Consider the following 15954-nt stretch of genomic DNA (forward strand, 5'->3'; position numbering starts at 1 on the left):
GGTATGAGAATTATACAATTTCAAGGGTATGTTCTGCCTTTGGAGAGGCGGGTACATTTGATCATCATCAAACACCCTTACTCCCATGAAGAAATTTGTTTTAATTCTGCTTTGTGCCATAAGCTCCTGGCAGTTGCAAGCACAGAATGACGAGTTGATCACAGCAAGTCTCAAAGGAGATTTCGCTAAAGTAAAATCACTTGTAGAAAGTGGAGCCAACGTAAAGTATGTTGATCCCAATGGCAATACTCCGCTGGGAGTTGCCTACTTCTCACCCGAGATCGCCGAGTATCTTCTTTCCAAGGGAGCAGATCCCAATGGAGGCAGTGCTCCTGTGCTGGTGAGTGCATCACGCTATTATTCAGTTGATGTTATGAAGATGGCACTGAAAGCCGGTGCTGATCCCAACAAACCATTAGTGGTTAAAGTAGATGCCTCCGCTGCCATCCGGAAATTACTGGAAGATGAAAAGGCAAAAGGAAAGAAAGCGAACAAAGGAATGGTGAAAGCCTATGAAGACATGATCGCTAAAATGCCTGCAGGAAATACTACCAGCTATTCTGCATTGCAATGGGCGGTAGGCAACACCAATTGCCGTGAATGTATTGAGCTGCTGCTGAATGCAGGAGCAAAGACAGATTTCAAAAACAATCTTACCGGCGGAAACATCGTTCACGAACTGGAGTCAACGTGGATCCCGAACTCACAACGTGCTGCTAACATCCAAACCAACATTCCTTACTTCGAGAAAGCAGGCATGGGAATTCCTGACTGGTATAAAAATCTGGATGTTTCCAAATACGGAGACATGGATGATATCCTCACGCTCCTCATAAATAAAGGTGCAGACATCGAGTTCGTAGACAACAATGGAAGAACACCACTAAAAGATGCCATACTACAGCCAACTCCTAAGGAAGACGTGGTGATGGCGCTCGTCAATCATGGAGCCAATGTAAAGAAGCTTGGAATGACACTGGAAGACACTGAGTTCACCAAGGAAACTTCTACCGTTGATAAAGTAAAGACACGCTATGACTTTCCAAGAGAAGGCAGAAACTCGGGCGGTGGCGGTTACAGTGCCAATATGGATCTGCTGAAGACCAAACCAAAAAGAGTGGCACTCATCAGCTACTATCTGTATGATCCAGGAAAAGGCAAGACCAAAACTTCTTCTACCTCCACCATGACCACCACCAGCGTTTCTGTCTGGAGAACACCCAATGAGATCGGTCAGGCACAGGTGAACGGTTTCTATAGCAAAAGCATTGATGCATTGAAGGGAACCTTTAAAGAAAATGGAATTGACCTTCTGACTCCGGATGAATTCCTGGACACAGATGAGAAAGCTGAGTTCTATTATGGCTTTGATCAGGAGAGCGCTAAAAAGGAGAAGACATCCATCAAGCGTGGTGCTGTAGGCGGAATCTTCCAGGTGGCTGTTGCGGATGCTTCAACGCTAAAGGTTTCTCCCAGCGGAAAAGGTTATCGCTCATTCTTTATTGCGAATGAAGGTGAAGATGAATCGATGCTTGCCAACTTCCAGGGCGGTGTATTCAGTGCCAACAGAAAAATGTCTTCAAGCCTGGGCTATGATCTTGCAAAAGGTCTGGGTGTAGATGCGGTTATCGTTGTGTATGTATGCACACGAAAGATCAAGATCGACAAGGAAGACTATGGAGTCAATTCCGTTGTAACGATGATGCTGGGACCTAATCCAGGCAAGTCGGAAGAAACAGATGCTGAAGCCAAAAACCTTGGACAGTTCTATTGCGGAACAAGAACCTACTATGGCACACCTGTTCTTTTCAAAGAATCAAAAGGTGTCTTTGGGCAATATGATGGAATGGCCAATGTCATGAAGTCGCATGTTGAGAAGATGTGCCGGTATGTGAATGGAAAAGAGAAGGATACAGAATAACTGAACGTCATTACCCCTAACCCCCGGTCCAATGGTAACGTTACCATTGGACTTTTTTATTGAGGTGTGGCCTGCCTATATTTCGATGACTTTAATTGTCGTTCGCATATAAATGAAAATAGGGCTCCTCTCTGATACTCACTCCTACCTCGACCCCAAAGTCTTTGAGTATTTTAAAGAGTGTGATGAGATCTGGCATGCGGGGGATATCGGTGATCCTGCTGTGATTGATGCACTGGAGAACTTTAAGCCAGTCCGGGCTGTCTATGGTAACATTGATGACAAAAATCTGCAGATCCGTTTTCCGGAAGATCTTTGGTTCGAGTGTGAAGGCACGAAGATCTGGATGACTCACATTGGTGGAGCTCCGCCTAACTACAATCCACGTGTAAAGAAGATTCTTAAAGAAAAGACACCGGATATTTTCATTTGCGGGCATTCACACATTCTGCGTGTTAAGAAAGATGATCGTTATAATATGTTGTATATCAATCCGGGTGCGGCAGGCAATCATGGGTTTCACAGGATGAAGACGTTGATCAGGATGGAGATTACGACTGGTAAGGTTTCGAGGATGGAAGTGATTGAGCTTGGGCTGCGCGGGCAAGGTTGAAAGAGAATAAATATAGTGTGGTTGGTGACAACACCAACTTAAGACAGAATTAATTCGAACCCATTAAAATGGTTGAGGTGAGATATCCGACACTTTGTCTCAGGTCGGTGTTGTCACCGACCTTACTATTAACTTCAGCTGATCATGGTTTCGTTTATATGGTGACAACACCAACCTAAGGCAATACTAAAACCGTGGGCTGTAGTCTCATAAAAAAAATAATTCAATCCGGAACATTCAGCACAGGTTGAGCGTATCTTTTGTTGTCATTCTGTATATGCTTTGATCTTATACGCCGGAGCCTGGAGTGGTTATTCTGCGGTTGGCCAGAAGCGCTAATTCAGGCCTATAAGCGGCAAAATGACCCTCGACTCTAGGTTTTACCTAGGTTCGAGCTAGGTTCTACCTAGGTTCAAGCTAGGTTCTACCTAGGTTCTGCCTAGGTTCTGCCTAGGTTCAAGCTAGGTTCTGCCTAGGTTCAGGCTAGGTTCTCACTACCCATTTCTTAGGCTAATACCGGTTTAGTATCGGATGATGTCCCAATGAGTGTCTTATTCTGGCCTATTTGTGTGTTCAATGGGTATCCGCTTTGGTTCGGAAAGGGATTAAAGGATCACAGTATAAAACCAAGGTTATGGTAATCCTTTATTTTTTTATCATCAAGATGGTTGGTGAAAACATCAACCAAAGACAAGAACCAATATTGTTGCGTACCTACGGCACGCTGGCCCAACAAAATCATACGATTTCTACAAAGATTTGGTCCCGCTGGGACCAGTACCTACCAACATGTTGTACCGTTATTAATAATTGTCCTGCAGCAATGACCTTTGACATCAATCATTGCAGTTAGTTAAGCCCCAGAGGGGCCCAAATCTTTGTAGTCAACATAACCGGAATTTGCACCGGCGTGCCGTAGGTACGCAACATTCTTTACAAAGAATTTCTTGTCACCGACCGTGCTATTATGGTAGCACTGTATTTCTTTCTCTTCCATAGTTGGTGAAAACACCAACCAAAGACAATCAATGTGCGGATGAAAATTATCAACCATAATCTCGCCCCTTCAGGGCTTAACCTTATCTCCGCATATTATACGGCACGCTTCGCATGCCGCTAATAAATCTCGGCCCTTCAGGTCTACAAATACACAATGCAGTTAGAGATTAGATCATCGCCTTAGTGCTATATGGTGATCCTATTTCTTTATCGTTTAGGTTGGTGAACACATCTAAGACAAGATGGTTGGTGAAAACACCAACCAAAGACAAGACACCTATTCATCCCTCAACACCGTCACAGGATTGGTCAACGCCGCCTTCACCGAATGATAGCTCGTAATCACAATCGCCACCATCAGCGTTCCCACTCCCGTCCAGGCAAAGATCCACAGCGAGATCGGAACCCGGTATGCAAAATCCTGCAACCACTGCGTCATCATCCAATATGATAGAGGCGCGCCAATGATAAATGCTATTACGATCAGATGCGTGTATCCGCGTGAGATCAATGTCAATATGTTCCACACCGATGCTCCCGAAACTTTTCTGATACCGATCTCCTTCGTCTTCTGCTCCAGCGTATAGATGATCATGCCCAGCAATCCCAGCGCTGCAATCAATATCGCCAGCGTCGCCATCACCGTTAATGTCTTCGCAAATTGCTGTTGTGTTCTGAATGAATCCGCGAACTTCTGATCAATGAATGAATACTGGAATGGCAATCCATTCGCATGGGTCTTCCAGAGTTTCTCTGCCGCTGCCATCGTACTCTCCCACTCCTCTGCACTTTGCGCTCCGATGCGGAGTGTTACATACTTTGTATTACCCGCACCGAGCACCGGACTCTTTATATGAAAGATCGCCATCGGTTCTATCGGGCTCTCCAGCGACCAGTAGTGAAAGTCTTCCACCACTCCCGCGATCTCATACACATCATTCTCACCCGGCTTGGTAATTCTCTTTCCGATAACGGATTCATCCACATTCCATCCGATCTCTCTCACCGCAGTTTCATTCAGGATCAATCTCTTCACATCTCCCGGAATGTCTGCCTGAAAGTTGCGGCCCACTTTCATCTTTATACCCAGCGTTGGAATATAGTTCTCGTCGCCGGTGGTGAAGTTCAAGGGAAGAGTCTTCTGATTGGTCCCTTCTGCTGTAAAGCTGTCACCACCAAAGATCGTTGGCGGCACCGACGTGCACCAGGAACTGCTGACAACACCGGGGATATTGAGAGCCGCTTTCGCAAAGGCTTCACCATCGCCGACATTCTCAACATGCTCGATCACCATCAGATTCTCCTTGTTGAAACCAAGATCTGTTTCAGAAACAAACTTCAGCTGCTGGAATACCACCGACGTACATAATATCAATACAATTGAAACGCTGAACTGAAAGATCACCAGTCCGTTGCGGAATGCTTTACCACCACCGGTCTTCATCTTTCCTTTCATTGCTTCCACAGGATTGAAAGCGCTGAGGAATATCGCCGGGTAACTTCCCGAGATCAGCGCCATGAAGAGAATCAAAGAGATCAGTGCGATCATCAATACAGGATCGCTGAACAGATTCATCTGCAGGGATTTTCCCACGATGGCATTGAAGCCAGGAAGCAGCAGCTGCGCAATGCCCAGTGAAATAAATAATGCGATCCCACAGAATATCAACGCTTCCAGGAGATAGTTGAAGCTCAGCTGTGCACGACCGAGTCCCATGATCTTGCGGATGCTTGCCTCTTTGATTCGTCTCGTAAACTGTGCCGTAGACAAATTCATAAAGTTGACGCACGACAACAATACAATGAATGCTACCGCTCCCATCAGAGAGTACAGTATTTTGATGTTGCCTGAATCATTCAATCTATTGTAAACAATTTCTTCCGGAAGGTGAATGCTGGTCATGGGTTGCAGGAACAGCTCCCATTTCTTTCCCGACTTCACATACTCGTCGTACGACATATTCATAGCAGCACGAATGGACGTCTCGGCATGCTTGCGCGGAATGAGGGCAAGCTTTGCTTTGGTGTTTTCGATGTTGGTTCCGGGAGCAACTTTAATATACGTTTCAAGCTGCGTCCATATCCAGCTCCAGTGACGTTTCTCGAGACCGAAACCTTCCATGGACAAAAGAATATCAAATTCGATGTAAGAATTTTCGGGAGTATCTTTTACGACACCGGTGACTTCGTAGGTCTTCTGGTTGTCGGCTTTACCGAGACGCACCAGCTTGCCGATGGGGTTCTCATCATTGAAATATTTTTTAGCAGTAGACTCCGTCATCACGAGCGTGTTGGTCTGACGTAATGCTGAGTTGGCATCCCCTTGTATCAAAGGGAAGCTGAACATCTTGAAGAAGTTGGTATCGGCGGCAAGAACTCTTTCTTCCTCGAATGCTATCACCTCATTGGCAGCGTCGGTATAGGATACAACAAAGTTGCCGGGAGTGTGAATGCTGGTGAGCAGTTCCATTTCGGGAAGTTCTTCTTTGAGCGCCATGGCGACGCCGGGACCGGTGGAAGAGAACTGATGATTATCACCATCGCCCCAGATGAACGTCTGGTTGACGCGATAGATACGATCGACATCTTTATGAAACCCGTCGTATGAAAATTCATGACGGATGTATAGATAGATCAGCATAGTGCTGGCGATGCTGACGGTGAGTCCCAGGAGGTTGATGAAAGAGAAGAGACGTTGTCGTTCGAGGTTGCGGATGAAGAGGACGAGGTAGTTCTTGATCATGGGGGACGGGTTTTGGAGGGGAGGTTTGCAAAGTGCGTACCAGTAGAGAAAGGGAGAATTGGGGGTGGAAAGGGAGGTTTTGGAGGGGGTGGATGTTCGGAAGTGAGGTGGGGTGTGCGGAGGCGACCATGTAGCCATGTAACACTAAGGCTACATGGTGATACACCAATGCAGACCAAAATGCAGGAACACGGATTATTTGGATAGCCCACGGTTTTAACTGTGGGTTATAAATTGATGTCAACGCACGCAACCATTTCAATGGTTTCATTGTACAAATTATAAACCATTAAAATGGTTGAGGTGAAATATCCAATCGCCATTGTCCACGGTTAAAACCGTGGGCTTGCACCCATCAGCGTAGCTGATAATCCGTGTTAATCTGCATTCCTTTCTCAAGCAAGAGTGCATTATTACTTATCCGTGAATCCGTGTTCCTTTTTTCTCTCTTCCGATTTTCCAATTGGCTTTAAATCGTCCATTATTTTCCTCCCTTTTTTCCCCACCTCCTTCCTCTCCCCCATCCTCTCCTCTCCCAGCGCCGGGGGCACGGTTTTGTTGCCCGTTTTTTCATGGAATTAATATTTCAACCAAAAACCAATAGTTATGAAAAACGAAAATAGCAGCAGCTCCAAAGCGGTCAGTGCGATTCCAAAAGGATTTCATACCGTTACCCCATTTCTCGTGATCAACGATGCACCCAAGGTGATTGAATTTATAAAGAAGGCATTTGATGGTACGGAAGATTTCAAGCTGATGACGGACGACAACCAGGTCATGCATTGCTCGATGCGCATTGGTGATTCCAACATCATGATCGCCGATGCGATGGACTCAATGCCGGAACAACGGGCGATGCTCTTCTTATATGTTGATGATGTTGATAGAGTGTACAAGAAAGCCATTGCCGCGAAGGGTGAATCCGTGCGCGACGTCCGCAACGAATTCTATGGCGACCGTGCCGGAGCAGTGAAAGATCCGAGCGGTCTCACGTGGTGGATAGCGACTCACGTTGAAGATGTGAGCGATGAAGAACTAAGGAAGAGAAGTAAAGAAGCCGAGGACCAGATGAAGAAGGCTGAGCCGATGGAGCATTAGTATAAATTAGAATTATGCAAGAGTGACGTAAGACAACTTATAAAATAGAACCGCAAGGACACGAGGTGGACTTTGCGGTTTTTGTTTAGGTTAATGTTGGAATATTAGATCACTTATGAACATAAATGAACGTTGCTCTGAGGGTCAAGAGGTTACAAAGGTTCGTTGTAACGTGGGTAATACAAGTATAGAGATTTTTTGTATAAACAAATAAAAGGCGCTTTCGAAATTATCACGGTAAAAGTGAACTAACAACGAAATACAGATCACTAACTACTTATTTCCAAAAGTATTTAAGGCTGTACAATAATGTTCAGATAGCTTCATCAATCCATTCTAAATAGACGAACAACGCCATACTTCAAATGTTTAAATAATGTTGGTGTCAGTTAAAAAAAATGAGAGACCTTCTGAATTGCCCCATTCACACCAAACTTTTTTCTTTAAGAATTGCAACGTACTGAGGTTGTGATAGGGTACATTTCGCGAATGCAACAAATTCCTTTTTATTAAGATTTATTTGCCGTGACATTTCACGGATCAAATAATCATTTATCTCTTGGTTGTTATGACTAAACTTAGTACGGCACCGCGTAAGTTTTCCATCGTGCCAAAACTCAATCCACTTATGATCTTTACTCTTATTAGGCGCTTCCTTAAATCCTTTGCCGCAGAGATTTTTGAGTGTTTCTTTACCATCAAGAGGAGACATACAGGATTGTTAAATTACAATTAGCTTAAGTGCCTTTTTTATTTCTATCACATCTGCACTCAGTTTGCTGTCAGGCAAGTTTATATACCGGCTATAGATATGATCAAACTCTTCCGAAAATTTGAATCTTGCTTCATCCACATTTTTACCAAAGGCGTAAATCCCAAATTGCTTGTTTTCCAGAGAATATAATCCCTCCTCATGAATCAATTCACAGTAGAGTGGATACTTAAATTTATATTTTCTGCTTTCAAAGGAAATAGTCGTGAACGAGTATACCGGATTGGTAATCTCTTCAAACAATTCTAAAACTTTGGGGGTAGCTCTTCCCCCCTTAATCTCTACCATTGCCAATGAAGTCCTTATTTCCTGCTTAATTTCAGCAGACGAAACTGGATCAGGAATTAAAATTGCGTAATTAATTCCCTCTGGCTTTGAAATTTTATGATCAATTTTTTTAAAGCTTGATCCTAATTTGACGTTAGCCTTGTCGTTGTTAGCGATACCTTCAACGATTGGCTTAAATATTCTTTGACGCTGAATTGGATCAAATCTCTTTGACATTGATGTCAGAAATTGTCTATCATTAAAGTCAGTAGACACAATGGCCTTGTAATCATCGAATGCTTCTAACTTCCAGGATTTTAGATCTTTAATTTGAGGGATGGAATTGTACTGTGTGACAATGTTAGGACTGATTGCCATCCCACAGCTCTCAAACTTTAAATCAACAATCAGCAAAGCATTGTCTTCAAGGAGACTCGACTTAATGGTTTTTAACTTCGCCTTATCGTTTTGCCTATTGATTTTATCATACTCAATATCAATAAAGGCGTTGTAAGACTCATTGAAAGATTTTAAAACCCTTATTAAATCTTGGGCATCCACAGCACCGCCAAACTTTACTTTTGACGTTAGCTTGAAATAAATAGCAGTTTCTCTAAGCGGTTGAAGGAATTCTTCCATGGAGTAGCATAAAAATAGTCAAATATTACACATTCCGGTACCACGGTTGACGGGCAGTGGGAAGTCACAAATGGACAAATTAACAGATACGGTTACTCGCTACAGCGTTAAAAAACTCACTGGAAATTCGACACAACACCGTGTACAATTCTGATCTACTCTTTCTATTAAATTCTAAAGGACATAAATAATACTTTGAGCAAACTTTGCCCAAGGCTCGACATCTAATTTAGTTCTTTGAGTTGGATAGGGAACTCGATATTGACGTTCTCCCAATACATTCCAAATCATTGTTAAATCATGGGCTTTCAAGTAACGATCTAGTAAATCTTTTCTTATAAAATGCACTTTCTCATTATTTATGTAGGTTTCTTCACCCGAGAATTGAAAAATAGAGGCCACTTTTTTCGAAGGTCTTTCCAAAAGATTCGCACTTTGTGGCTGATTAATCAAATCCAATTCTTCGGAAATTTCTTTAGCAATTGCCATGGAATCATTTATGTGAACCTGGGGAGAAAATATTTCTAGGTTAATTTCTTCCTTAATATCCCTTTCCAAAACCTCCGGAATTTTCCGCTGTGTTAAGCCAGCCTTTTGCATTTCAAATTTTACAGGGTCTACATCATTTTTTCCTGAAGTAAAAAATATGTAACCACTCTCGTGCAAGATCACCGAGTTACTATACTTTTCCTTTATCATCTTCCAAAATTTTGATTCAGAGTATGTGGACAATTTAACCTCGGCACGAAATAGTTTACTGACCATTTGCGTCACATTTCCTTTATAGGTTCTCAATTCAATGGGGTGCGCTTCAAAATTATTTGATTCAAAAATTGGAGATCTAGGGACTTCCCCATGGAATACTGTTCTGTTTGTTGGCGTTATATCAGTAATGAATTTAATGGAATTAAGGTGGCTCTTTACAAAAGGAAGGTCTTTATTATGAATGAAAAACGTCTGCACGTGAGTGTAAATTTCTTTGTTGCTAGGTTTGTCATACTGGTCATGGCTCCCATAAATTAAAATCCAAGGTCCCTGATTTCCTTTCAAGCTCTCCACTTTAAAAAATTTTTGGATTCCTGGTAATGCGTGATGACCTAACCAAGTTTTCATATCCAGTGACTTATCTTCCAGAAAATCATCCGTTATTATCGGAATATCTGGTTTAAAATCTGGATAAGTAGGATCTATTCGAGATTCATACCGAAGCTCACTCAAAGTCTTTGGACTAAGAAAAAAACCTCGCAACTCATAAAACGCAATAAGAGTATATTTCTCTCCATATTTCAGCACAGATTTACTTGAGTTGTTACTATATCCACGAAATTGTGCAATTTCAGTATCGATACTTTCAAATGACTTAAAGTCGTATCCTAATTGATACGCTCTCCAGCGAATATTAGAGAGCGCTTTCTTGTACTTTATAGTTGGCCGATATTCATCACCAAATCCAAACTCCCGCATTTTGTTCTTTTCAGAAAAATAATCGATTAAAGAATTCCCTTCGCGGTACTCGTGTTTATTTCTGTCTTTTGACTCACCCCATTTCTTAATTCCAACTTCTTTAATAGGAAGCTTAATTCGTGCCTTCTCTTCATCACTCAGCATCGTAGGGTTTGCAGAAATTCCCAGAGATAGAATATTTAATGCAAAATCATTAATCAAAATGTTTGTAGTAGAATACTTGGCAAGTTCGGAGTAAAGATTGGTATAAATAAACCTACAAAGGTCTTCAAATAGCCCATTTGAAAACTCATCGTGCATTACATTAACTTTTGCAAGAATGACACCATACATCACACTACCCAAACGCTCAAAAATCATCGGATCATTTATCGAAATCGATGATTTGAATAATTCAACAAGCTCATACGGAAACCTTCTACCGTACCAATAAAGACTTTTCGCAGCGCCGCTGTTAATAGACTCTTTTGTACTTGTAAAACACCACATTAAAAATTTCGCAATAGTTTGGCATTTTAATTTTGACAATTCATCAAGTTCGATTGAACTAAGACAGGTAATCTCAAAAGACTTAAAAAGAGCTTCATAAAATCCAAGATCCCTGTGACGGAGAGATTCAGACCACAGTAAATCACGCTCACGCATTGAACATTCCCTCAGGAGTTCCGACCACAATTCCATATTTAACGGATGGCCAGGCACAAGTAAGGTCTCCTGACTATGCCTCAACAATAAACCCCTCTGTTTTCTCTTTTTGAAAATAGATTTGATTAGATCTCTTTGATTAGCGTCAATGACAGATGGTGACAACGACAGCATCGTAATCACAGATGAATTGAATAATTTATTATATTCTTTTTCCTTCGGAACAATATCATGGAAGAATACTCCCTTTTTCTTCGGAAGAAGTGCCGACAGACACTCAAGAATGTCCTCATGATAGGGGTCTCCTTGATTCGCTGGTCCCTTTAAAACTTTTTGATGAAATTCCTTACTTGTAATTAGTGTATTTATATCATCCGAATAGTGATAAATCAAATAACTTGCAATGACATAACCTGCCATCAAGTCGTAAGTAAATCCGACATATTCATGATCGTCAGCCCAGTCTCTCAACAGCAATAACTCCTCATCTAATAAAGCCTTTGATTTCGATTTCCAAAAATCTTCATCAATTTTTGCATCCACAATCAATTTAAAATTTTCAAATGTGATTCCACGAATGTCACTCTCCCAAAAAGCTTTGCCAATCCCTAGGATCGATTTAGAAGCAACTTTTTTGATGGTATTAATTGGCCCATACTGTTCCTTTAATTTTTCAAAAATTCTTACATCACAGGTAGAAATATAAGCCTCGAAAATATCGTATATGGAATCCAATCCAAGTGTTACATGCACAACATCCTGTTTACGATGATTCTTAGTTTCGCAAAATATTTTTAACAGTAACGGTTTCCTGAATTGTTGCAAAGACAGATAGGTAATTTCACTGACAATTTTATACTTCGAAAAGTATTTGCCAACCATTTCTTGAATGTCAGCTTGATCATTAAATCCATACACTTCATGAAAGCCTTCTTCATTTATCTGCCAGTTTCGTTCCCAAATTGCTTTCCTATAGCTTGTCCTACTTGTAGTGAACAGCACTAGGTTGGGATAAGCTGTAATCTGTGCCTCAATTCCATCTAGATCGTCCTTCCACCTCCGATTAAATTTACCGTCGACACCAAGAGACTCATTAAGACCATCAAAGATTAGGGGAATTCTGCAATTATGAATGACTGCCTTAATTTGCAACTCATCCAAAAATTCTTTGAAGGAATAGTTACTACGAATATCAAGTAAATCCAGAATTTGGCGTTCGATTGAACTCGAGTCGTTAAATTTGCTGGCTGGGATAAAAATTGCCGGTTGTCCCTTATCAAGCTGTTCCTTAGCTAAGGCAATTGACAAATGAGTTTTACCAAGACCTGCTCCACCAAGTATATGAAGACGTTTTGACTCTCCTATTTTACTATGCTCAAAGAAATATTTTATTTCCTCAACAATTTTTGCTCCATGATAGGAAGGAGAATTAACAAGTCTAATAACCCGGTCTAAACGGTTATCGTCTTGATGTTGTAATTCATATCCCTTCTGAAATTGAATTTTTTGGGAAAATCCAATTTTGTTTAATTGAGAAATTAAGTCTTCTAATAGAGCACTGTATTGCTGATATTTTACAACTGTTACATATTGAAGGCCATTTGGATTAACTTTTAGAAGAAATAGGTCTAGAATTCCTTTTGCCTCTTTACTGGCAGCAACAAGTTCCCTTCCTTTTTTTACAAAAATATCTTTGACCGCCATCCACGCGATTCCGTCATCATTAATATTTTCAAGTTGTAGTAAATTATCCTCAAGTTTTTCAAGATTTTCATTTAAATTTCTCAGATAACTCTTTAGTCTTCCATTAAAAATATTGTTCACCAACAATGGAGCGGTGTAATAAAATTCTAACTCGGAATCGACAGTATGGAGGTCTTGATCAAATTTAAGAGCTATTGGATGGAAGAATTTCTCAAATGATGTATTGAACCAATGGTGATCTAATTCAAGAGAATTGAAAAAGTGACTTTTTATACCTTCAAAACCGGGTTTGTTAAGAAAAGAAAAAATTTCAGTTTGACCCCAATGAATCAGTTTAACAGTCCTATTGCCGGGAATTTTTCCTTTTAAAACGTTTTCAAACCAATTTCTTTCAGTTGGAGTTAAGTCAGCAATTGTACACAATATCCAAGTGGTCATGTTCGGGTGAACCGAAAGAGCCTTTTTCAGAGAGTCAATTATCTTACTCTTCCTAGACGGGGTTAATCGACCATTATCATCATAAAACTTTACTTGCCATCCAGTTTCCTTTTTATCAGGTTTTATTAGGAAAAACTCCACACCATCACCACCGCCGGAATCATCAATTGGCCAAAGGTTAGCTGATTCTTCAGATCTTGAAACAATTTGATAAACTAATTGCTCAAAACTCTTACTCTTAGATGACCTATAGGGTTCTAGTCTCGCCCAATCAATCATTTCCCTTGCCATATTATGGACAATTACTTAATTGAATTTAATTCTGCAATTTCCTCTTTGAATAATTTACCGATGACAGGATCATCAATTAAAGCTGTGATTTCATCAGCTTCCCTATTATAAGTTACTACACTGCCAGATTGAATGTCATATCTATCCCTAAGTTCCAAAACCACAGAATGAAATTCGTCTTTCTTAAACGCTCTGAATGTAAATTCCATATATAAACACCTTAAATGAATAGCTTTACCTTGAATGGTTAACATTTCAACAAACCGATTTGTAGCAAATGTTGGCGTCCACCAGCTCTTACAAATTAACAAATATTTTAAAGCTAGATTACTTTGTAACTTATGATCTAAGTAGTCTGCAGACTGTTAGTCGAACAATGTACTGAAATTCCTCAATTTTCTTTGCTTTCTCAATTCAAAAGAATAGCACTAAAGTTATATTTGTTGCTCCTCCTACACCCAAGAAAGCTTCTATGGAACATGACGCTAAAAAGTACGTGGACTTTATTCACCATGCTTTACACCTAGACGACGAATCCAGAAAGAAATCAATTTGGATTGTTATTCGAGTATTAAACATTCTAATGAATATCCAACTAGCAATATTTATTGCAGAGTATTTTGGATACAATATTATTGCGACAACTTTAAATTTTGATCTAGTACTATCTGTATTAAAGAACTATGACCTAATAATTGGTATTATCTTTTTCTCCATCACCTATTTTGGTATAAAGATTTCAATGTGGATATTAACCAATGGCTTGGCTTATAGTGGACGTTGGCTTTCAGTCAAACAAACTGAAGCTGATAAGCAAAAGTTAAATGATCGTATGGTAATTGACGAAGTGGCCTTAAAAGTAGAATCAGAGAACGCTCTCGGAAGAATGACCTTTTACACGGATTTCATAAGAAAGCATAATTCTGTAAACGAATTCTTAATAAAGATATCGTTAACCTATGGAATCATAGTTTACACTAAGTTCAATTCATTGTATTATAAGCCCTTCCTCGACCTTCTTTTATTCAGCATTATGCTATTAATGCTTTCTCTGGCTGCCATAAGAAGTCAATACCTAAAAGATCAGATGTTTGAGCCTTTTTACTTAAAAAGAACTCCCTTTAAGGTAAAGAAACTCTCCAAGTTTCGACGTAGGACACTTAAAGTAATAGGCATTTTGGCGATGTTGGTGGGGACATTTGCTCTTCTTTTGATTGGAATTTTTGGTTCTTCCCTAGTTACCCAACTGTAAACAACTGTTCTTCTTCACCTCCATAAAAATCTCTTCCTTGATCGTGGACTATAGTTTCATAACAGCGTCACTTACCATTTGTCTCAGGTCGGTCTTATCACCGACCTGGGTGCACTCATCAGCGTAGCTGATAAATCCGTGTCAATCTGCATTCATTTCTCAAACAAAGCTGTATTCCTATCCGTGAATCCGTGACCCTGTATTCGTTTAAGTTTTTTTGTTCATGAGGTCGGTGAAAACACCGCCCTAAGACAAATCAATCCCCATTTCCCAAAATGGTATACATTTTGATAAATTCGTTGTATTAATTCCAATTCAGTATCAACTCAAAATTATATGATCTACAAAAAGCTATTCCTCTTTTGTTTTGCGGTTGCCATTTCAGCGATGACGCTTAAAGCACAGGTCGAAGATCCAGGACCCGGCACCGTGGTGGTCTATTCAGAGAACGGAGACAAATTTACACTGTATCTCAACGGTGGACAGATGAATGCAAGTCCCATGTCGAGGGTGGTGGTTGAGAATTTTAAGGAAGTACCAGTGTCTTTCCGTATGGTGTTTGAAGACGGGTCACCGGAACTAACAAAGAAAGGTCTTCGTCAGGGGAAATATTGTCTTTACTCCATTGTAAAAGACAAGAAGGGCAACGCTCTTAAAATGAAAGGCTGTTCAATGGATCCTCCGGCGGATCCTGCAGGCACATCAACACAATCACCTGTGACTACTTCAGCAGCTTCGACACCAGATCAGCTATCAGCGAAGTTCGTTGACGGGATGATCGTTATCAACGATGGCCGTACGATCGCAGTGAAGAAGGTTCAGGCAAACGGAATGACCTATCCACGCGTGATCATGACGGCGCTTCCTGGCGCAAAAGTTTCTATTACGTATGATGATAATTCAGAGAGCTATAGTGCAGAATCTCCTCTTAAGTATGAGGTAAAAGATTTTCAGCTCAACAATGCATACTTCACACTTACTGTTGACGAAGGTGGGCCTGCCAGAACATGGCATGTGAAGTTGCAGAATGCTAATGGATATGATTTGAAAATTGATTAACCCCCTGTAGGACTAAGGCTACAGGGTTACGCCCATGGTAGCACTTCGG

10 protein-coding genes are annotated in these 15954 nt (G+C 40.8%); 5 read left to right on the top strand and 5 right to left on the bottom strand.

Annotation, left to right across the window (positions count from 1 at the left end):
* The first annotated feature begins 85 nt into the window (after positions 1–85).
* Together HOP08_03590 and HOP08_03595 are read left to right on the top strand one after the other, a co-directional pair.
* A complete protein-coding gene (locus HOP08_03590; GenBank protein NOT73986.1) occupies positions 86–1921 on the top strand; it encodes an ankyrin repeat domain-containing protein in 1836 nt (611 codons plus the stop codon).
* A gap of 112 nt (positions 1922–2033) precedes the next feature.
* Complete coding sequence (locus HOP08_03595) at positions 2034–2534, top strand: metallophosphoesterase family protein (protein ID NOT73987.1); 501 nt, start codon at positions 2034–2036, stop codon at positions 2532–2534.
* Between the two features lie 1276 nt (positions 2535–3810).
* Here HOP08_03595 and HOP08_03600 read toward each other — a convergent pair.
* Positions 3811–6276: an FtsX-like permease family protein gene (locus HOP08_03600; GenBank protein ID NOT73988.1), complete on the bottom strand. Its 2466-nt coding sequence runs from the start codon at positions 6274–6276 to the stop codon at positions 3811–3813.
* Between the two features lie 606 nt (positions 6277–6882).
* Here HOP08_03600 and HOP08_03605 point away from each other — a divergent pair.
* On the top strand, positions 6883–7374 hold the full coding sequence (locus HOP08_03605; protein NOT73989.1) for a VOC family protein: 492 nt from the start codon (positions 6883–6885) through the stop codon (positions 7372–7374).
* Positions 7375–7798: 424 nt separating this feature from the next.
* On the opposite strand, the gene HOP08_03610 is transcribed toward HOP08_03605, so the two are convergent.
* The 4 genes from HOP08_03610 to HOP08_03625 form a co-directional block, all read right to left on the bottom strand.
* Positions 7799–8086 carry a hypothetical protein gene (locus tag HOP08_03610; GenBank protein NOT73990.1) on the bottom strand — a complete coding sequence of 96 codons (288 nt, stop codon included), beginning with the start codon at positions 8084–8086 and terminating at the stop codon, positions 7799–7801.
* A gap of 9 nt (positions 8087–8095) precedes the next feature.
* Positions 8096–9052, bottom strand: a complete 957-nt coding sequence (locus tag HOP08_03615) for a hypothetical protein (GenBank protein NOT73991.1) — start codon at positions 9050–9052, stop codon at positions 8096–8098.
* 174 nt (positions 9053–9226) lie between these two features.
* Positions 9227–13594, bottom strand: a complete 4368-nt coding sequence (locus HOP08_03620) for an ATP-binding protein (protein NOT73992.1) — start codon at positions 13592–13594, stop codon at positions 9227–9229.
* A gap of 11 nt (positions 13595–13605) precedes the next feature.
* A complete protein-coding gene (locus HOP08_03625) occupies positions 13606–13848 on the bottom strand; it encodes a hypothetical protein (GenBank protein NOT73993.1) in 243 nt (80 codons plus the stop codon).
* 329 nt (positions 13849–14177) lie between these two features.
* Between HOP08_03625 and HOP08_03630 the strand changes: the two genes are divergently transcribed.
* Complete coding sequence (locus HOP08_03630; protein NOT73994.1) at positions 14178–14846, top strand: hypothetical protein; 669 nt, start codon at positions 14178–14180, stop codon at positions 14844–14846.
* A 336-nt stretch (positions 14847–15182) separates the two neighbouring features.
* Positions 15183–15905: a hypothetical protein gene (locus HOP08_03635; protein ID NOT73995.1), complete on the top strand. Its 723-nt coding sequence runs from the start codon at positions 15183–15185 to the stop codon at positions 15903–15905.
* Positions 15906–15954: the final 49 nt, after the last annotated feature.

This window comes from Cyclobacteriaceae bacterium (genome assembly GCA_013141055.1).
GTDB lineage: Bacteria > Bacteroidota > Bacteroidia > Cytophagales > Cyclobacteriaceae > ELB16-189.

Bases quoted from the DNA above. Each gene is read 5' to 3' on its own strand.
- HOP08_03590 (NOT73986.1), top strand. From the start codon at position 86: ATGAAGAAATTTGTTTTAATTCTGCTTTGTGCCATAAGCTCCTGGCAG.
- HOP08_03605 (NOT73989.1), top strand. From the start codon at position 6,883: ATGAAAAACGAAAATAGCAGCAGCTCCAAAGCGGTCAGTGCGATTCCA.
- HOP08_03635 (NOT73995.1), top strand. From the start codon at position 15,183: ATGATCTACAAAAAGCTATTCCTCTTTTGTTTTGCGGTTGCCATTTCA.
- HOP08_03615 (NOT73991.1), bottom strand. From the start codon at position 9,052: ATGGAAGAATTCCTTCAACCGCTTAGAGAAACTGCTATTTATTTCAAG.
- HOP08_03610 (NOT73990.1), bottom strand. From the start codon at position 8,086: ATGTCTCCTCTTGATGGTAAAGAAACACTCAAAAATCTCTGCGGCAAA.
- HOP08_03625 (NOT73993.1), bottom strand. From the start codon at position 13,848: ATGTTAACCATTCAAGGTAAAGCTATTCATTTAAGGTGTTTATATATG.
- HOP08_03620 (NOT73992.1), bottom strand. From the start codon at position 13,594: ATGGCAAGGGAAATGATTGATTGGGCGAGACTAGAACCCTATAGGTCA.
- HOP08_03595 (NOT73987.1), top strand. From the start codon at position 2,034: ATGAAAATAGGGCTCCTCTCTGATACTCACTCCTACCTCGACCCCAAA.
- HOP08_03630 (NOT73994.1), top strand. From the start codon at position 14,178: ATGAATATCCAACTAGCAATATTTATTGCAGAGTATTTTGGATACAAT.
- HOP08_03600 (NOT73988.1), bottom strand. From the start codon at position 6,276: ATGATCAAGAACTACCTCGTCCTCTTCATCCGCAACCTCGAACGACAA.